This window comes from Paenibacillus sp. BAC0078, from assembly GCF_054483875.1.
This window is the reverse complement of record NZ_JBTLRW010000017.1, coordinates 1-19,796: the sequence shown is the minus strand read 5'-3', so window position 1 is coordinate 19,796 and position 19,796 is coordinate 1. Positions and strand designations below refer to the sequence as shown.

Below are 19,796 nucleotides of genomic sequence, written 5' to 3'. Positions count from 1 at the left end.
TCAACTATACCAGGCTGTTCTCCAGTTCATCCTCCAGAAGAATATTCTCGATATTGTCTGCAAGAGTTTCTATGGTTGGGAATAGAAAGATTTCCTTCAGCCCAAGATTTAAATACAGCAGCCTGTTGATTTCAGCGATAATCTGAAAGCCGAGCAAGGAGTTACCCCCTATATCAAAAAAGTTATCCTCGATCCCAAGCTGTTTCAGATGCAGTACCTTGCTGAGTACGTTATAAATCAGCGTCTGAATTTCCGTTGTGGGCTGAATTGCCGCTTGTAGCGAATGCATTGTCCTTCCAAACACCAGCGAACAATAATCAATTTTGCCGGACCGGGTCATGGGAATTTCGTAAACAGGATCGTTCCCGGCAGGAATCATATATTGCGGCAGGGTCTTCAGCAGGTACTCTCTCATCTCTTTGACGGAAATACTAGTCTCACTTGACGGAATATAAAAGGCGACAATCTGCTCATCGCAATTGCCCATTTTATGTGTCTTTACCGCAGCCTTTTGAATACCCGGCATCCGAGACAAGGTTTGCTCGATTTCGTCCAGTTCCACTCGGAATCCCCTGACTTTAATCTGTCTATCTTTGCGCCATCCAAACTCAATATATCCTGCTGGAAGATATCTACCATAATCGCTGGTCTTGTAAAGCATGTATCTACTCCCGCTGCCAGGCTCCCTTTTAAAAACCTGGTTCGTCGTTTCTTCTTGCCCGAGACAGCCGTAAGACAGGTAAGGAGTTCTAATGCAGATTTCCCCCGGTTCCCCTACTCCGCACAGCGTGCCGCTCTTGTTTAGTATCAAGAGCTGCGTATCACGAATTCCCTTGCCAACGGAAATAATATTTTTTTCTACCAGTACTGACTCGTTCACCTCCAAGAAGCTACGGACTTGCGGGGCTTCCGTAGCGCCATAAAAATTCACAGCTTTCGCTTGGGGTGCAATTCCGGCAAAGCTGACAACATGACTTCGCCGCAGGGATTCTCCAGTAAAACACACTAATCTTAATTGATCTAGCACATGACTGTGGTCCTCCCAACTGATACTCAGAACCTCCGCCAGGCTTGGGGGTATATGTGCGATTATAGTGATTTGACTGTCATACATCCAATTTCCAATCTTGGCCAGCTTGTCCAGAAGACCGGCTGTTGGAATAAACAGCTCAGCGTTGGCACATAAAGGGACAAAGATATCACGTATCAGCGGATCATGGGAAACATCCGCCAGATTGGCAAAGCGATCATTTTCTTGTACTTCAAAATGATCGATAAACCATTAGAGTGATTGAAATACTGATGCATGTGAAGATACCACAGCTTTGGGAACCCCGGTAGAGCCCGATGTAAAGCAAATGTACATGGGCATATCCGGATTAACGGTAGCGGCCCTCTCCAAAGCGTTATTCTCCTGCAAATCGACGCAAGGCACAGCATCACTGCAATCCATTATGAAAAGTTCGCTGGATTCCGCAGACAATGTCGGGATGAGATCACTTGAGTCTTCTCTGATAACATGAACCAAGCGAGTGCATCCGATTACCTTCAAAAATGTCTGTACTCTCTCGCAGGTGTAGTCTGCGTCAATAATAGAGAAGCAGCCGCCCAGCTTCAGAATAGCCAGCATATTGATGATCAGCTCCGGGTTGCGCTCGGCAAGAATCGGGATGATACCCCCTTTTTCAAACCCATACTCCACGAGGCGCTTCATCAGGCTACTTGAACGCATATCAAGGTCTTGATAATGAAGCTTTTCCGTTCCATAGCAGATCGCAGTCTTGTATGGATTTATCTTCCAGTTCCACTTGAACCTGTCGAGCACTGTACCAGAGTTTTGTATTCCAACCTTTCATGTCTATTGGGAAGATGGAATCCGGCTAGAAATCAATTTCGGTTTAATGATTGTTCTATCGGAAGAGACCGAAAACTCGGCAAGCAGGCCCTCAAAATCTTTCAGTAGAAGCTCCATTCTTTCTCTCTTAAACAAGCCGGATTCATAGAACAAATCCAACTTCAGACCGGATTCCACTTCCATGGCAGGCAATGTGAGATCAAACTTCGAACCCGGGAGAGCGTCCCAGTGAATATCTGCATGAAGTGATCCCAAGTGCAGCTCTTCTATTTGATTGTCCAACCAGTTAAACATCATCTGAAAAATAGGCGTCTGATCCATGCGTCTCTCTTGTTTGGGAAAATCCAGAATATATTCAAACGGAATGTAGCCTAAACGATACATTTGCAGAGAGCGGCTTCGAACCTGACTCAACAGCTCGTTGAAGCTCATATCATCCCTAATGTCGGTGATATTTACAAAGATTATTTACGAAGAAGCCAATGACATTCTCGAACTCGCCACCTTCTCTGTTGGTCATTGGTGATCCTGTATCGATCTTCTTCTGAGCGGTCATTCGGTAGATCAGTGCATGGAATACTACCAGTATAGTCATGTTCAAAGTGGCTCCATGTCTCTTGGCAACTCATACCTGCCATGGTTCCAAGCGCAATTTCCAGGCTTGTCCGTTCAGCCTTGAATTGCTTCTGTTCCGTTCTTGCATAATCGCCCGGAAGCAGCGTGCTGGATGGAAGATCCTCCAGTATCCAGCTAAGCTCACCCATATCAGATTTGAATTCGGCAGAACCCATTTTATCTTTCTGGTATTGCACAAAATCCAGATAATCGTATTGAAGTTCGGGCAACGAATATTCCGTTTTGTTCGCAATGGACTCGTAAATGGGAAAATTCCTTGAGATAGATTTCAAAGGACCAGCCATCTGAAATAATATGATGCATGGTAACCAGTAAAATATGAAATTCTTCATGGATAGCAAGTAATTGGTGCCTGATCAAAGCATCAGCTTCCAGATTGAATGGTCTCTGGATTTCCTCCGCTACAGGTGTATTCAAGCGCACCACCGGAAGCTGCCACTGCGTTGAAGGGCGGACGATTGGGTTCATCTTTCCTTCCTTTGCTTGGAAATTGGTGCGTAATGACTGGTGTCTGGAGATGAGGACATTAATTGTTTCTTCTAATGCCGTGATATTCAATTTACCTTTAAGCTCGAGTTTAATCGGCATGTTGAATATCCGTTGATCTTGATTCAACTGGTCAAAAAGCCATAGTCTTTGTTGAGAAAAAGAAAGTTCCCCGTTATCGGCCAGTGCCGATTTCCTTGCTTCCAGTGAGGCAGCAGATGCCAGTTGGATAATTGATTTACGATAGCTTCACAAATTCCTTGAATGGTAGAATTCTTATAAACCTCCGATAGACCCAACTGAATTTCAAATTAAACTTTTTTACGGATTCTACATGAGAGTTGGCCACTTCTAGCGTAAATCTTGGAACAGAATTATTCTCAAAGAAAAGATTGAGAGTTTATCAACATGATTTGGGGCAATATAGAATTAATAGGCTGCCTTACATATGGCAAGGACCATTGAACAACCGCTTGCAAACTCATCCTCCTACTCACTCGAAGGAAGAGGCCGAAGTTATAATCGAGTGGATATGCAAGGTGGTTACAGAGGAAGTCAGTCGTTAACGTGTTGCTTGTTGCCATCGGCATATAAATCTCCTTCTCAAATTGAGTGCAAAAAAGCCGCCATAACTTCGGCGGCAGTGGTTGGTAGGTTTATACCGATATCGAGTGTTCGCTCGTATTCATTCCGATCATCCTCGAAAAAGATACGATGCATCAAAATTTTGACAGCCTGTATACCGGCCACAATACCAGCCTCAAAAACTTACGAAGATAAAAAGCCATTATTGTCTCTGCGGTCCATGAACTGCGCCTGTTGAGGAGGTATTGATCATTGATAATATAAGTCCGAGTGGAAGTAGGGCTCTTCAGACCGAGCTTTTCCAACATCGCCAGATCATTCGAGCCTTCGAGCCTTTCAAGCATATTCTCCGACGCACTATTTACTTTATCCGGAATTTGCTCGTATGCTTGGGTGATTTGCGCATGAAATTCGTCGATAGGATTGCGGCTGGCAAGGCTCTCCAAGTGGATGCCTTCGCGAAGGTAAGAAACGTATGCCAGATGGTCTGCCCAGAACTGGTCAATATAAAAAAGCCGTACCCGCTGCTCCAAAAGGCTCATCGGCTGCTCGCCTTTCAATATTCCAAGCCGCTCCCTGTATAGAATTCGCCTCTGATCCTCCACCATATCCGAATAACAGTTTAGTTCCTGGCAGATATCGAAGTTTTGGCCCATAATAACACGCTGAATATGCGCGATTTGGCTGCGGAGCACCGGCTCTTCAAGAGCCTCATCCTGCCTGTGAGCGCGAATCGCTTTATGGATGCCGAATCGGAGCAGCAACTCGTCCTCCAAGCTTACAAAAAATACGGAAGCTCCCGGGTCGCCTTGGCGGCCGGAACGCCCGCGCAGCTGGTCGTCGATCCGCACGCTTTCGTTCACATGTGTACCAATTACGTACAACCCGCCCAGCTTGGCGACAACTTCTGCCTGCGCGGGGTTTCCGCCGCCGAGCCGAATGTCGACGCCGCGTCCTGCCATATTCGTAGACACTGTCACAGCACCGATTTCTCCAGCTTTGGCGATGATCTCGGCTTCTTTTGCATCGTTTTTTGCATTCAGAACATGGCAAGGTACGCCGGCAACCGCCAGTGCCTCCGCCAGCATGTCAGACTCCTCGACGCTTGACGTACCAATAAGAATTGGACGTCCCATCCGATGGACGGACGAGATTTCTTGCACAAGCGCCTTATATTTGGCTTCTTTACGGGTATAAATCCGGTGCGGATGGTCGATCCGTATGTTTGGCCGGTTCGGCGGAATTTGCTGCACCTGCAGCGCATAAATATTTTCGAATTCCATTGCAGAAGCGTATGCGGTAGCCGTCATTCCACAAATCCCCGTATACAGGCTGATAAAGTGTTGAAGGGTAATCGTCCCGAGAATTTTCCCGCCAGCGTTCCACTGCAGCTTTTCTTTGGCCGCAAGCGCGGCTTGCAGACCGTCCGGCAAATACCTGTTCTCTGCCACGCGCCCGGTATATTCTTCAATCAGCTCGATTTTACCGTCCCGGACGATGTAATCGATGTCTTTTTGTAATAACGATTCCACATGCAGCGCGCAATTCAATGACGTTAACAAGTGACTGTTATGGCTGTCGTACAAATTGCCGCATCCCAGCAACGACTCCACTTTCGCAGAGCCTGCTTCATTCAAGTAAACGTTCCGCTGGAACTCGTCGAAGTCGTAATGCTCATCTTTCTCGAGCTGCCTCGCCACTTCAGCGAAACGGATGTCGCCGCTCTTGGTAGAGCCAGACTCGCCGGCGATGACTAACGGCACCCGCGCTTCGTCGAGAAGCAGTGAATCCGCTTCGTCGACGATGACGTAGTGGAAAGGACGATGCACAGTATCGGCTTCGTCCAGTGCGATCGTGTCGCGCAAATAATCGAATCCCGCCTCTTTGGCCGTAACATAGGTTATATCCGCGGCGTACGCTTGCCGTTTCTCGGACAGGCTCATGCCCGCTTGAACCGATTTTACCGTTAACCCGAGGAAACGATAGATCGGGCCCATCCACTCCGCATCCCGCTTGGCCAAATAATCGTTAAAGGTCAGCACATGAACGCCTTTGCCGGTCAGCGCATTTAGATAAGCAGGCATAACCGCAGAGAGCGTTTTTCCTTCACCGGTATGCTGCTCGATCAAAAATCTCTCATGCAGAGCGATGGCAGCCATGATCTGGACATCGTAAGGCTGTAATCCGAGCTTTCTTTTTGCTGCATCGCAGACTAGCGCATAGGCATCAACAAGCAGCTCATCCAAAGGCGTACCCGATTTTGCTTCTTTTTGCAGCCGGAGTGATTCTGCTTGAAGCTGTCCATCGTCCCATGCTTCCAAATTCCGTTCCTTGATGAGCACCGCTTTGTCCTGATAGACTTTCAGCTTATTCTTAATATCGCGGTCTTTTAATTTTCGCATCAACTTGACAGCTAAATTCATCGGAATTTGATTCCTCCTCGATAGAACTACGCGATTCTATAATGGCTAAAGTATAATCAAATTCTATAAAGATAGCAACATTTGGAATAACTGTGAACTTCTTTTGCTTCATTACGGCACCAGTTGCCGCTAACACTTGCTCTCTTAGCCGCTGACAACCTTCACTGTAACACCATAAGACACAAGTGGCATTTGGCTCGGAATACGTCTTCTCACAGGCGCACTTGCTCCGATCCGAGCAAGTGCAGCGTTGGTGCTTGTATCCGTTGACGTTGGCCCAGATCGGCTTGGAATCGATGCCGGTAAGCATCGGCAGTAGAAAATCCTTTAGTTTCAATGCTTGAGCTATGAGGTCGAAAAGAATAGCATAAAACATTTTCGGCACTAACCTTGGTTCAAAAGGTGCTCAGACGCACGGGCACCTTTTCAAGTACCGATAAAGTTACGCCATGCCTGATTTTTCGGCTCTTTTAATTGCCTTACTAGCTCCCGAAACGAAGAGATCTCCGGACGTATAAAGTACAGATAATGCTTCTGAAAACAGATTCTTGGATCAATTGGAGGACGACCGCCATTCTTGCAGAGCGGAGCAATCCTCTCGAGCACAATGGAGTCATCGACATGATGGATATAATCAATGAGTTCCGCATCAAATTCGAGTGTGCTATAGTAGTGATAGTGCAGCAGTTCAAGCTGCAAGTCCATGAAAATGCACCTCGCTGATTGGTAATTTTGGTTGTAGGGATACCACCATTTTACCATTTTTCGCATAGGTGCATTTTTGTTTATTACGAACTTTTTGAACAGGCTCTTTAACCTGAATTACGAAAGTAGAGCCTCCCGAACATTCCATTCTCGATTTGGATTCATCCGTAGAAACCGCCGTTTATGGTCATCAACAAGCCGCAGCTTTGGCGTCAACAGTCATAAGCGAGAACGTAAAAGTTATCATCCGTTGCTCGTTTAGTTAGGCGAACGAAAAGTCAGCCATGTCCGATTCGACAAAGTCTTTGGCGGCGAAGACTTCTATGCACTCTGGGAATCGAAGTCCATCGGCTATGTAGGCAAGCTGAAATGGATTAACCCCTTGCCGAACGTGCGAACACTGAACTCGCTTCGTCGATGAGGATTGGATCATTGAAGGCATCGTCCTTGTTACTAAGCCACAACCTAGAACAAAACAAGCTGTCATACACAAAATGATGCGTTGCCATGACGATCATCCACATGAGAACTACATCAAGGAAGGGAAGAACGGATTTGCCATACACCGTATCCCGACCCAATCTTTTGCCGCCAATGAGATTGATCTATTACTCAAGTTGCTAGCTACAATCTGTTCGAGCGCTTCAAACTCCAATGTTGTGTTCCCATTCATCGTTCCTTTACGATCCCCGGTTTCGGCGGGAATTCATTCACAGTGCCGGCGTACTGGTACGAAGTGGTCGTCAATTCACCTTTAAGCTGGCCGAATCGTTCCAAAACCGAAAGACGTGGCTGCAAATGGAACGAAAAAGTATTTTATTGGAATGATCGATAATCCTAAAATTAGTCTTGGTAATGCGGTTGCCTTTCTGTGCCGTCCGCCGAATACTCTGGGCCGGATTTTCGGGCGATTGCTCCGAAGTGATAGACATGACATCGCCTTCGGTAATATCAATGTTATCGTTTGTACTAATCACGCCATAGATTTCCGAATACTGCAACACGGACTCCGGCATAAAGTGAGCTGCTTTTTTACAATTTGTTCTACTCATCCTTTAACCGTCGTTGATACAAAACAACAGATACAATCGTTAATACAACCGTCCATACCAAAGTAATGAGGAGGGGTTTTATTAACTCTCCCGTCGTAAAGCCTATATTGCGTAAATCTAGCAAATGCACAAGTTGACTGCTTGGTACATAATCCAGCACTTTGAAGATCGGATAATCCTTCTCTAAAACCGCCCCCCATGGTGCCCCAGTGAATACGAACGCCACAGGAATTATAGAAAATGATGCGTTAAGCAACGTCTTGGAGAATAAACCACATATCGTCCCGACTGCTATGTAAAGAAAAATCGACAGAATGATTGCTACCGCAAACGCCCATATACTAGCTGGCTCATAGCCCAATATATACGTAGCAATAGCCAGAGTAACAGCAGACATTACAAAGACTAAAGTACTTTTACCGATTAAAACATCCATGGTCGTGGCCGGAGTCAGCATTAGTGATCGTAAAGTGTTACGCTCCTTTTCTTCCGCAATCAAGCCTGCTTGTGCTAAACACGTTAGTAAAACAAACGAAGTATTAAGAACAAAACCTACAGCTAAAGTCAAAGACAGGCCATCTCGAAGAAGAAGTGCGAAGATAATTGGAAAAAGCACAATAATGGAGAACGCATAGTTGCGTGAAAACTCTTTATAATCCTTCACAAATATCGCTCGAGCACGTTTTAATGAGATACTCACAATAACTCACTTCCTGTCATTTTAATAAAGATATCACCTAGACTTGGCTCTTTCGTTTCTAATCGATCAATTAACCCTCGTTTCATCCAATCGGCTATTTGATCAGCCGTTCCCTCACCTATTGGGAGCTCGTATGATTCCCCATTTATTAATTCAATATATACTACGTTTTCTCGATACTGTTTTTTAATTTCCTTTGGTGAGCCGATTGTTTGAATTTGTCCTCGATACAAAATCGCTACACGGTTACATATCAATTCTGCCTCAGCCATATCATGCGTAGTTAAAAAAATCGTTGTCCCTTTCTCATTTAAGTAGCGTAAGCCTTTATAAATATGTGCTGAGTTTACTGGATCTAAAGCCGAAGTAGGTTCATCTAAAAATAATAATTCTGGCTCATGGATAATCGCGCATGCCAACATGACACGCTGACGCATCCCTTTCGATAAGAGATTGACTTTCTTTTTGCGCTCTCCGCTTAAGTTTACAAACTGCAGCACCTTATCGATCGAAGATCTAGGAAGATCATATAATTGGTGATACAGTTCTAGATTTTCCTCTATAGTTAATCTCTCATATAGACCACTGTTATCCGTCAAAATGCCAAAGCGCATCTTCTGTGAAGACTGATGCATCATCTCCGCTGGCTGATTAAAAACACTAGCCTGTCCACTTGTCGGATTTAACTGCGCAGTTAAAATCTTTATTAATGTTGTTTTTCCTGAACCACTTGGACCTAAGAAACCAAAAATTTCACCTTTCGGAATTGAAAAAGATACATCTGCTAACGCATCCTTATTTCCAAATCTCTTTCGAATATGTTCTACTTGGATAACTTCCATAAACACCACTTCCTTAGAGTTGATGACTTAAACATATACAGATTTAATGCTTCTAGCTATCAAAACCCGCCGAAATGTAGCTGTTATCGCCTGAATGGTACCATTAAATGCTTATTGTGTCGACATTACTCCGGAAATTAAATGTTAAGAAGTGCTTTTAATTCATGCAATTTTGAACGAGATAACGGAACCACGGCATCTTTTCCTGTATTTAATCGCAAGCTGTAGCTATTCTTCGCCCATGTAATAATCTCTCTTACTTTTTGCAGATTAACGATGTAGGATCGATGACACCTAAAAAACCCGAAATTGAACAATCTCTGCTCGAGCTCGGTTAGCGTCAAGGTACAGTCATAATTTTCCCCACTCGCATGAACAAGGATCGAACCATCTATACTTTCTATAAAATCGATTTCAGGCGGATTAAATAAAATCAATTTGTCATTTCTTTTTGTAGATATCTTCTGCAAGGTAATATTGGCCTCATCTTGTTTCTGTTCTTCGTGCTTATCCTCTTCTAAGTCCCGAATATCCAATTGATGAAATCCGGATTCGTTCAATCGATAAATGGCATCACAGGAAATTATGGCATCCTCTAAATTCGAAGTTAAAATTAATACTTGCTTCTCTTTCAAAAGGTCAGCAAGAATCCGTTTAAATTGACGACGATCTTGCTCTTCTAAGTAAAAATAGGGTTCCTCCAGTACAAGTATAGGCTGATGCGCAAAAAAGATACGCAGCAATGTCACATACATCCTTTTCGATGAGCTTAGATCCTTGATTTTTACCTTCCGTACTTCTTTTAAAGTAAAATAGTCCATTAACAAAGCGACACGCTCATTCCTCTTCGTTACTTGGATTAGAAAAGTGATTAGCTCTTCCACCGTTAAACGCATATACTCGCTTTGTTGAGCTCGAAATAAATAATATTGGGAATGATTCACTAATTGATTCATTAAAAACTGCTTTCGCTTCAAGTCCGTTATAATGCCAATCGATTGGTTCGATGTCATATTTAATTCGATCTTCGGTAGAAATAATTCTCCATTATAATACATTGGTTGAAATTGCATGCCGTCCTCCTGGTCAGTGCAGCTAAGTTAAGATGATGGTCGTTGGATTGATATTTAGTTTCTTCGAAACCGTTTTTCGAATAAGCAATTCCCCGGTCAAACTCCGTTGCAAGTCCTCCTTAAACCGAAAACGAAGCAGTCTATTTCTTTTTTCCTCACTTACGCATTTTAATAATTCTTCCACTCGTTCCATCGGGAAAGAAGCGATAGAAACAGCAACCAATTCAATTGTATGCTTCATCCGACCGCATTTCCCGGACCATTTCGTGGATCATTTCAATAATTTGGTCTTTGTATTCATTAATAAAGAAATGCCCCCCTTCATACTGCTTTATCCGAAAGGCTTTTCCAGCATGTCTTATCCATTCGGTAATATCACTCAACGTCAAACTAGAATCTGTGGTGCCGGTTAACGCTGTCATATCACAGCCGACTTTCTGCGTCTTGAAAGTGTGATGGTGGGTTTCAACCATTTTGAAATCGGATCTAAGGATCGGAAGAAAAAAATGAAGGAGTTCATCATTCTGGAATATCAGAGCCGATTCTACATCATAGTCCATAATGTGTTCTTGAAACTGTTTCAGCGGCTTGTCATGGTAGATGAAGCGCCGTTCCAGATGGGGAGCCTTGCCCCCGGAAACATACAGATGAAGCGGTTCACGGAACCCCTCCTCCATAAGCTTGTAATACAGTTCAAAGGCAAGCAGACTCCCCATACTGTGGCCGAACAGGATGTATTCATCACTCCGGTCCAATACTTTAGCTGCTTCCCGATATAGATCGTCGACAGCCTCGCTCAGATTATTGTACAAGGGTTCGTCGCATCTTCTTCCACGACCAGCTGGTTCCAAAGAAATTAATTCTATATTCTGTAGTAACTTTCTCTTCCACTTACTATAAATCGATGCTGAGCCCCCAGCATAAGGAATGCAAAAAAGCTTGATTGTGCGCATAAAATATTCACTCCATTAGTAAGAATATATAATGGGCTATCCTTTCGCCCCTAACCTACTTCGGGATAACCTTTTAGATATCCCACAAATTGGGATTCACTCAGCTACGACGGTATTTTCACGTACATGTGCACATGATCCGACTAACGCTCCCCTTTGACGAGTTCGACATTTCAATACAATACTCGCATAACGTTCGCAGGATCTCTCCGACTTCTTTCCAGATCTCCTTGAAGAAGACCTTACAGCACTTCCTATTCAGTTCCCCTAGGCATAGCCTGGGGCTTTGATAAAGATTCTAAACGACTTGGTTTCAAGGAGACAGTGAGAAATACGCCGCCTGTCCGCTGTAAGACCTTTGTGAGAAGCAATTTAGCTATTCCTTTGAAGAGAATCCGTTTTTCAACGGCCCTGTACCGCAAGGGAGTGCGCTGCAAGAACAAATGTTGAATTTCCGCAAGCAGATGGAAATAGCGTTTGCTCAGGATTCGAATCGATTGACTTCCGTCATGAAGCAGAAGAAGTTGCCTGTTCGCACAACTGAACGCGTCAAGAAACGGTTTATCTAACGGGATATGTTTCGGATGATCGAGCTGATGATCGCTCATGTTCGGGAGACCATTCTGCCTCCGAATCATGTTGTGGCCATCAAGAAACTGCAAGAGATACAAGGGAAGCAATTATCACTGTCGTTGGCAGGGTAAAAGCCTCCCCTAGACCTTACTTCAAAGAAGGTCAATTACAGTCCAAGGGCTACGTCTGTCCAAAAAAAAGGGGGGGCCAAAAGTGATTTTCAGCAAGCGTGATTCAATCACGCCTCCCCCCCTTTCATTCCCAATTTTGGAGTTCATAACGGCCGATTTTGCTGATATCCTTACGCTATAGTGATGCTATTTGAACATAATATTGAGTTAAAAGACGTTTTGGGGTTAATTTAAAAAAGAAGTTGATCGGGATCTACTCCAAAACGCAAGTCGAGATTCATTTGGTCTATACGATTCATATCTGATGTACTCAATTCAAAATCAAAAATTTGTGCATTCTCGCGAATTCGTGATGGTGTTACTGATTTAGGAATGGCGACAACGCCGTTCTGAATGTGCCAGCGCAACACAATTTGCGCCAATGTTTTTCCGTATGTTTCACTCAATTCTGCTAATAGAGGCCAGTTTTTTAGTCTACCTCTCATCATCGGACTGTATGCTTCCATCTGAATACCTTGTTCATTACACCATTTTCGCAATTCACACTGCGACAATAGAGGATGACATTCCACCTGATTAACAGCAGGAACAATCTCACTAGCAGAAATAAGTTTTTCCAGATGATGAATTTGGAAATTACAAACACCTATAGCCCGAACGGAACCACCCTTATATAATTTCTCTAATGCACGCCATGTATCTATATACTTGTCTTTGCCTGGCCAATGAATAAGATACAAATCGATGACATCCACATTTAGTTTTCGGCGGCTCAATTCAAACGCCTTTAATGTCGATTCAAATCCATGGTCTGTATTCCATACCTTAGTCGTAATAAATATCTCTTCCCTAGGTAAGCCGCTTGATTTTATTGCTTTACCAACTCCAACTTCATTTTCATAGATCATCGCTGTATCAATGCTACGATACCCTTCCTCGAACGCCTTCTGGATAACGTCTTCAACCTCTTTATCTTCCGTGATCTGATATACGCCTAATCCAAGCAGAGGCATTAATACGCCGTTATTTAAAGTCCTTTTTGCTGATACTGCTGTTTCTTCTTGTAAAATATTCTTTTTCATTTAGACCACCCTCCGCTGTAGCGTAAACATTTAATTGTTCCTTGAATTGGGATGAATAAAATGAACGGCCATCATATGTTTAAGCAACTTAACTAAATACTCTTCATCTAAATTCGGATATTGAAAACCAAGTTGTCGTAAGTAATGGACGGTAAATGATGAATCAACCATCACATTCGGTAGATTTGTATTCGCATTGCCACTTGCCAATTGCGCCATCCAGCCAATCAAAGCCTCACTTCTAAATTCATCGTTTAATAATGATTTAAGATACTCGTTAGCCTCTTCCACGCTCATTTGTTTAAAATTGAAACCAAGCATTTGAAGAGCTTCGTAGATCCGCCCAAATGATACATAGCGATGGTTACACAGATGGAAGACATTTCCTACAGCCTCTTTAGATTGCATAATGTCTACAATGATCCCCGAACAAAGATCGACAGGTGTGAACTCTACCATAGATCCTAATGCTTCCGGAAACATCAATTGAACTTCGATAAACGATTTTAATCGAAGGTAAAACATATTTTCTTCAATATTTTTTTGAAAAACTCCATCTGATATCCTTCCCGTTAAATTACCTACTCTGTAAATAGAAGAACGCAAATCGTTAGTTTCAAAAATAAGCCTTTCTGCTTCAAACTTGCTGCGAATATAAACATTATCACCATAGTTTTGCCCAATAAAGAAATCACTCTCGGTAAATATATGCTCTCTTCCGCCTTCCACATAGGTACCTGAAACACTTGTTGTAGATACATGGTGCAATGGTATTTGATAAGCTAAACAAAAGTCGATTGCATGACGTACTCCCAGCACATTGGTCTTTTCAAACTGCTCATAGTAACCGTAATGTTTGACTATTGCCGCAGCATTTACTACAGCATCCACAACATCCCCCAAACTTTGATATACATCGAATTCGAGCCCAAAATCAGGCTTCGATACATCACCTACGTATACTTGAATTCTTTTTAACCAAGCAGGAAGTTGCTCCGAATGAGAAACGCCAAAGTAGTACCTTAATTTCTCATACAATCTGTTTTGAGCGTTTGATAAGCTATTTCCCCTAACAATGCAATGAATGAAAGACTCCGTTTTTGTAAGAACATCATAAAGTAGATGAATACCGAGAAATCCTGTCGCTCCTAAAAGCAGAACATTTTGGTATGAAACTCGCTCCATGCTAAGTTCCTTTGGTATTTGCGGAGTTTTCCGAAGAAGCCGCCACTCATCGTAATATTTAATCTTGTTGGCTTCGTATATAATTATACCATTATTTTCATCTTTTTGTATAATCACACCATCAATTTTCCCTGCTAGTTCCTCTATTGTTTTGTAAATGTAAAAATCGTTAATATTTAAATCCCAATTTAACGCATACGTCCTTGTCAATACCTTTAAAATGGTGAGCGAGTGACCACCTAAGGCAAAAAAGGAATCATGGATGCTAATCGAATTCTCCTTTACCCCTAGCACACTCGATATAATCTGCAAAAGTTTTGCCTCTGTGGCATTACGAGGCGCGATATAGCTTTCACGCGCCTGTGATATATTGTCGAGACGGGAAAGTAACTTACGATCGATCTTTCCATTGGGCGTTAATGGCAAGCTGTCCATCTGAACAAAATGCGTCGGCACCATATAGCTTGGCAAGCGGTCGCTCAAGTAGTCCCGCCATTCCTGCACACTGCCTTCTCCGACCAGATACGCCGTAATCTGTTTCTCGCCCTGTCTGTCTTCTTGCACGATGACTGCTACCTGTCGCAAAGCCGGATGCTGGCTCAGCATCACTTCAATCTCCCCTAGTTCAATCCGGAATCCTCTAATCTTCACCTGATCATCGTTCCGGCTTACGTAGCTCAGGTTGCCATCCGGCAAATACTTCACGGTATCTCCCGTGCGGTACATTCTTGCTCCTGGTTCGCTACTGAAAGGGTCTGGGAGGAATCTCTCTTCGGTCATCTCTGGACGGTTTAAGTATCCGCGAGCGACTCCGGCTCCTCCAATATACAACTCGCCGGTGACGCCGATTGGTACAGGCTGGCGATGCCGATCCAAAACATACAATCTCGCATTCGCTATCGGTCTTCCAATCGGCGGCAAGCCCTCCTGCAAGGGGTTAACCACTGCCGCTGTGGCTACGACTGTGCATTCTGTAGGACCGTAGTTGTTGACCAGCGCAAAAGGCAATGAAGTTGGCGGCGACTGCCGTAGCAAATCTCCCCCTATCAATAGGCAACGCAACGATGTATGCGCCGGCCAATGCAGATGCATCATCATTTCGGCCATTGGCGTCGGCATACAACCGATCGTAATTTGCTGCTCAACGATCCATTCGCGCAGCGCTTCGTGATCCGTTCTTACGCTCTCCTTACACAGATACAAACTAGCGCCTTTGCTCAGACAGGGCCATATTTCCGCTACCGCGGCGTCAAAGGCAATGCTTACGATCTGCATAGCGCGATCCTGTTCCATGACTTGATAGTATTGCTGGTGCCAGAGCACCATGTTAAATAGTGATTGATGTTCCACCACAACTCCTTTCGGGTTACCGGTAGAACCTGACGTATAAATCACATAGGCTATGTTTTTAGGCGTCGCGACGACTGGCGGGTTCTGATCGCTCTCCTGCGACAGCATCTCCCGATCAGCGGCGCCGTCCAAGCAGATAAGCGAGATGTGCTCCGGCGCCCAGCCACTGACAGTGCTTCTGGTCACCAGAAGCTCAATCCCTGCATCCTCCGCCATATAATGCAGGCGCTGCTGCGGATACGACGGATCCATCGGCACATACGCGCCCCCTGCCTTCATAATGCCCATGATCCCGATGATTAGATCGACTGAACGATCCATGCAAATCCCGACCAGTGTCTCCGGTTTCACGCCTTGGCTGCGCAAGCGGTGTGCCAACCGGTTCGCCCGTGTGTTCAGTTCCCCATACGTTAGTTGCCGCTCGCCGTCTACGACAGCCACCGCTCCCGGTATCCGCTTTGCCTGCTCTTCGAACAGCATGTGAATCATCTTATCCTTCGGATACTCCGCCTTCGTGTCGTTAAACGTCTCCAGCAGCTGACGCTTCTCTTCTTCACCGGCCAGCTCGATTTCCTCCAACCTCATGTCCGGCGTTTCGACGATCTGCTTCACGATTGCCGCCAGATGCTTGCCCATCCGCTCAACCGTTTCCTTCTTGAACAGCGCCGTGCTGTATTCCCAATCGAAATACAACCGCCCTTCCTGCTCCACCGCAGCTACGGTCAGATCGAATTTAGCGACCCGGTATTCCTGCGGATACGGCCGAATCGTCAGCCCTTCCGGCTTCCATTCGCTCATCTGCATGTTCTGCAGCACCAGCATCGTGTCGAACAGCGGGTTCCGGCTCGTATCCCGCCTTACCTCCGCCTTCTCCACCAGCTCCTCGAACGGATAATCCTGGTTCTCCATCGCCCCCAGCACTGCGGCCTTCACTTCCGCCAAGTATACGTCGAACCGTTTGCTTCCCGCCGGGCGGCTCCGCATCGCCAGCGTATTGACGAACATCCCGATCATCCGTTCCGCATCCGGGTGCCTTCTGCCTGCCACCGGAGAACCAACGACCACATCTTCCTGCCCCGCATAGCGTGACAGCAGCACGCCATACGACGCCAAGAGCGCCATGTACAGCGTAACCCCTTGCTTCGCGCACAGATGCTTCAGCCGTTCCGTCTCCTCCTCGTTCCACCATTGGCCCGCATGGTCCCCTTCGAACCGGCGGACTACCGGCCGCGCGTAATCCGTCGGCAGCTGCAGCACCGGTGCCTCTTCCTCAAACGCCTGCAGCCAGTATTGCTCCTGTACCCGGTACGACTCGCCCTGCATCTTCTCCCGCAGCCATACCGCATAATCTTTATAGTGGATCGCAAGCGGCGCCAGCTTCTCGCCCGCATACAATCGCGCGAACTCGTCCACGAACACGTCCATCGACGTGCCGTCCGAGATGATGTGGTGCATGTCCAGCAGCAGCACGTGCCGCTCTTCTTCCAGGCGGATCAATCCCGCTCGCAGAAGCGGCGCTTCGCTCAGATCGAATGGACGCACGAACGCCTTCACCCGCGCTTCTGCTTCTTCCTCCGTGCTTTCGGTCACCTCAAGCGGTACTTCCACACATTCGGCGATGCGCTGCATCAGCTGATCTTCCTGCATCGCAAACGACGTGCGGAACGATTCGTGACGCTCCGCCAGCAAGTTCAAGCTCTCCCGCACGCGCTCCGTATCTAGCTCCCCTGCGATCTCCAGCGCCCACGGGATGTTATAGCCAATCCCCTCCGCGTCCAGCTGACTGACCACGTACAGCCGCTGCTGTGCGGGCGAGGCCGGATACCACTCACGCGGCTCCGCCTTGCCGATCGCCTCGTAGCGTTCCTTGGTAGCCGCCACTTCCAAATACCCCGCAAGCTCCTCCACTGTCGGACTTGCGAACACTTCGCCCAGCGGCACGCTCGCATCCAATTGCTTCTGGATGCGCGACACCAGCTGCGTCGCTTTGAGCGAATGGCCGCCCAGCTCGAAGAAGTTGTCCCGGATACCCACCGGCTGTGAAAGGCCAAGCACGTCCTGCCAAATTGCCGCCAGCTTCGCTTCGATCTCGCTCCGCGGCGCGACGTATTCGCTTCCGGCCTGCACCAGCCCCTGCGGCTCCGGCAGCGCCTTCCGGTCTACCTTACCGTTCGGTGACAGCGGCATCTCCGCAAGCGTCACGAATGCCGACGGAACCATGTATTCCGGCAGCTTCCGACGAAGTAATTCCCGCCATTCAGCTGTTCGTTCCGTATCCCGCTGCCCATCAATCGCTCCATTGAAGATGTGTTCCTCTGTTACCATTCTTTCAGCCACAACATAAGCAACAAGCCGCTGGTCGCCAGATCGATCCTCTCTGGCCATCACGTACGCATCCTTCACGCTGTCACAAGCGCGAAGCACCGCTTCGATCTCGCCTGGCTCAATCCGGTAGCCGCGGATTTTCACCTGATGATCGATCCGTCCCAAATACTCAATCGACCCATCCGACAAATATCGCGCGAGATCCCCAGTCCGGTACAACAGCGAGGCGGATCCGGCTTCATCCGACTTGTCCGCATATGGATTCGGCACGAACTTCTCCACCGTCATAGCTGCGTCCCCAACATAGCCGCCGCCAACCTGGGTACCTGCAATGCACAATTCACCAGGAGTTCCAGCAGGGACGAGACCCAGCCTTTTGTTCAAAATGTACAGCCGCGTTCCCGGTACCGGTCGCCCGATCGGCACCGCCTTGCCTACCAGCGAACGCATAGCCGTCAGCCTGCTGTACACCGTCACGTCCGTGCACTCCGTCGGACCGTACGTGTTCACGATCTCCGCCCGGCAGCCCGCAGACTCTGTCCACGCGGCAAGCTTGTCGGCTGCAATCGCCTCCCCGCCAAGGAACACATGCCGCAGCGTCCGCAGCGGCGCATACGCTGCTGCTTCCGTCTCTTCGAGCAGCGGGTAGAACGCGCTCGGCGTCCCGTTTAACAGCGTAATACAATGGCGTTCGATCAAGCTCGCCACTACGCCCGCATCGTAATGCCCGCTTGGCAGCAGCACCAGCTGCCCGCCGGTCATAAGCGGCGCGTATATGTTCTTCTGCGTCAAGTCGAAGCTTGGTGATGTAATAAGCAGCACCCGATCCGCTTCCGTCATGCCGAATTCACTGGTATACCACTGCATGAGGCTCTCGAAGCCGCGGCGATAGACACTTGCGCCCTTTGGCATCCCTGTTGAGCCGGATGTGTAGATCACGTACATCAGGTGATCCGGGCCTGCTGAACTTTGTGGATTAAGCTCTGGCTCCGCTCCCAAACCTGCCTCTGTGTCATCGACACAGACAATCGCCATATCTGCCGGGCCGCTAACGCCTTCCGCCCATATCTGCTTCGTGACGAGCGCCTTCAGTCCTGCGCGCTCGGCCATGTACGTCAGCCGCTCCTGCGGTAGCGCCGGGTCCAACGGCACATAGGCGCCCCCAGCCTTCAACACAGCCAGCAGGCTGTATACCAGCTCCGGGCTTCGGTCCATCGCGACGCCGACAAGTGTGTTCGGGCCGACACTGAGCGATTGCAGCCGGTGCGCCAACTGGTTCGCCTTCACGTTCAGCTCCCCATACGTCAGCTGTTCAGACTCGCATAAGACCGCCACCGCTTCCGGCATCCGCTCCACCTGTTCCTCGAACAGCGCGCAGATCGTTTTATCCTTCGGATACTCCGCCTTCGTGTCGTTGAACGTCTCCAGCAGCTGGCGCTTCTCTTCTTCCCCGGCCAGCTCGATTTCGTCCAACCGCATGTCCGGCCTTGCTGCCACTTGCTCCAGAATGGTCTCCAAATGGCTGATCACGCGCTCCATGTTAGCTCTGCGATGTTCCGACCCATTGAAATCGATTTTAATGACGAGCCGGCCCGCCTGTACATACATCATGACGCTTAACGAATAATTGGTGTGCTCGAAACTGTGAATATTCGTGATCTGGAAAGCCTGCTCCTCAGGCTGACCGTTAACTTCATAGACTTCCGGATAGTTTTGAAAGCTAAACAGGTGATCGATCAAGTTTTGTTTCAGTTCCGATTGCGCCTGAATCTCGGCCAAAGAGATATATCCAACCTTCTCCGAATCGAGGGCTCGCTGCTGTAACCGTTTCACTGTCTCG

Annotated in this window: 12 protein-coding genes and 3 pseudogenes; 1 reads left to right on the top strand and 14 read right to left on the bottom strand. The window is 47.0% G+C overall.

All coding sequences use genetic code 11. The annotated features are described in order from the left end of the window. Window positions 1–4: 4 nt before the first annotated feature. From ACX1DY_RS24255 to ACX1DY_RS24225, 7 genes and pseudogenes are all read right to left on the bottom strand, one after another. Window positions 5–562 (bottom strand): phosphopantetheine-binding protein, encoded by a 558-nt coding sequence (locus ACX1DY_RS24255; RefSeq protein WP_458966859.1) that lies wholly within the window; start codon window positions 560–562, stop codon window positions 5–7. A 183-nt stretch (window positions 563–745) separates the two neighbouring features. Continuing rightward, window positions 746–1,825 (bottom strand): annotated as a pseudogene (locus tag ACX1DY_RS24250) (AMP-binding protein); the annotation flags it as partial. 33 nt (window positions 1,826–1,858) lie between these two features. Then, complete coding sequence (locus ACX1DY_RS24245; RefSeq protein WP_458966858.1) at window positions 1,859–2,299, bottom strand: condensation domain-containing protein; 441 nt, start codon at window positions 2,297–2,299, stop codon at window positions 1,859–1,861. Beyond that, window positions 2,295–2,468, bottom strand: a pseudogene (locus ACX1DY_RS24240) (condensation domain-containing protein); the annotation flags it as partial. The pseudogene ACX1DY_RS24240 and the gene ACX1DY_RS24245, both read right to left, overlap by 5 nt. A gap of 179 nt (window positions 2,469–2,647) precedes the next feature. Further along, entirely contained in the window at window positions 2,648–3,163 is a 516-nt protein-coding gene (locus ACX1DY_RS24235) for a condensation domain-containing protein (protein WP_458966857.1), read from the bottom strand. Window positions 3,164–3,696: 533 nt separating this feature from the next. Beyond that, on the bottom strand, window positions 3,697–5,985 hold the full coding sequence (secA2, locus tag ACX1DY_RS24230; protein ID WP_458966765.1) for an accessory Sec system translocase SecA2: 2,289 nt from the start codon (window positions 5,983–5,985) through the stop codon (window positions 3,697–3,699). Between the two features lie 426 nt (window positions 5,986–6,411). Continuing rightward, complete coding sequence (locus tag ACX1DY_RS24225; protein ID WP_458966764.1) at window positions 6,412–6,690, bottom strand: hypothetical protein; 279 nt, start codon at window positions 6,688–6,690, stop codon at window positions 6,412–6,414. 119 nt (window positions 6,691–6,809) lie between these two features. Between ACX1DY_RS24225 and ACX1DY_RS24220 the strand changes: the two are divergent. After that, window positions 6,810–7,378 (top strand): annotated as a pseudogene (locus ACX1DY_RS24220) (transposase family protein); the annotation flags it as partial. Between the two features lie 356 nt (window positions 7,379–7,734). Here ACX1DY_RS24220 and ACX1DY_RS24215 read toward each other — a convergent pair. The 7 genes from ACX1DY_RS24215 to ACX1DY_RS24185 form a co-directional block, all read right to left on the bottom strand. Continuing rightward, window positions 7,735–8,442: an ABC transporter permease gene (locus ACX1DY_RS24215; protein WP_458966763.1), complete on the bottom strand. Its 708-nt coding sequence runs from the start codon at window positions 8,440–8,442 to the stop codon at window positions 7,735–7,737. Beyond that, a complete protein-coding gene (locus tag ACX1DY_RS24210) occupies window positions 8,439–9,284 on the bottom strand; it encodes an ABC transporter ATP-binding protein (protein WP_458966762.1) in 846 nt (281 codons plus the stop codon). The genes ACX1DY_RS24215 and ACX1DY_RS24210 overlap by 4 nt, the downstream gene beginning before the upstream one ends. A gap of 137 nt (window positions 9,285–9,421) precedes the next feature. Next, entirely contained in the window at window positions 9,422–10,357 is a 936-nt protein-coding gene (locus ACX1DY_RS24205) for a LytTR family transcriptional regulator DNA-binding domain-containing protein (RefSeq protein WP_458966761.1), read from the bottom strand. A gap of 22 nt (window positions 10,358–10,379) precedes the next feature. Beyond that, the gene (locus tag ACX1DY_RS24200) at window positions 10,380–10,550 is read right to left on the bottom strand and encodes a hypothetical protein (RefSeq protein ID WP_458966856.1); all 171 of its coding nucleotides are present in this window, start codon (window positions 10,548–10,550) and stop codon (window positions 10,380–10,382) included. 31 nt (window positions 10,551–10,581) lie between these two features. Next, entirely contained in the window at window positions 10,582–11,310 is a 729-nt protein-coding gene (locus ACX1DY_RS24195; protein ID WP_458966760.1) for a thioesterase II family protein, read from the bottom strand. A gap of 934 nt (window positions 11,311–12,244) precedes the next feature. Beyond that, window positions 12,245–13,096, bottom strand: a complete 852-nt coding sequence (locus ACX1DY_RS24190; RefSeq protein WP_458966759.1) for an aldo/keto reductase — start codon at window positions 13,094–13,096, stop codon at window positions 12,245–12,247. 30 nt (window positions 13,097–13,126) lie between these two features. Then, a complete protein-coding gene (locus tag ACX1DY_RS24185; RefSeq protein ID WP_458966758.1) occupies window positions 13,127–19,789 on the bottom strand; it encodes a non-ribosomal peptide synthetase in 6,663 nt (2,220 codons plus the stop codon). Between the last annotated feature and the right edge of the window lie 7 nt (window positions 19,790–19,796).

Excerpts from the sequence above, each read along its gene's own strand:
- secA2 (WP_458966765.1), bottom strand. The coding sequence starts at position 5,985 with ATGAATTTAGCTGTCAAGTTGATGCGAAAATTAAAAGACCGCGATATT.
- ACX1DY_RS24225 (WP_458966764.1), bottom strand. The coding sequence starts at position 6,690 with ATGGACTTGCAGCTTGAACTGCTGCACTATCACTACTATAGCACACTC.
- ACX1DY_RS24210 (WP_458966762.1), bottom strand. The coding sequence starts at position 9,284 with ATGGAAGTTATCCAAGTAGAACATATTCGAAAGAGATTTGGAAATAAG.
- ACX1DY_RS24205 (WP_458966761.1), bottom strand. The coding sequence starts at position 10,357 with ATGCAATTTCAACCAATGTATTATAATGGAGAATTATTTCTACCGAAG.
- ACX1DY_RS24200 (WP_458966856.1), bottom strand. The coding sequence starts at position 10,550 with ATGGAACGAGTGGAAGAATTATTAAAATGCGTAAGTGAGGAAAAAAGA.
- ACX1DY_RS24195 (WP_458966760.1), bottom strand. The coding sequence starts at position 11,310 with ATGCGCACAATCAAGCTTTTTTGCATTCCTTATGCTGGGGGCTCAGCA.
- ACX1DY_RS24190 (WP_458966759.1), bottom strand. The coding sequence starts at position 13,096 with ATGAAAAAGAATATTTTACAAGAAGAAACAGCAGTATCAGCAAAAAGG.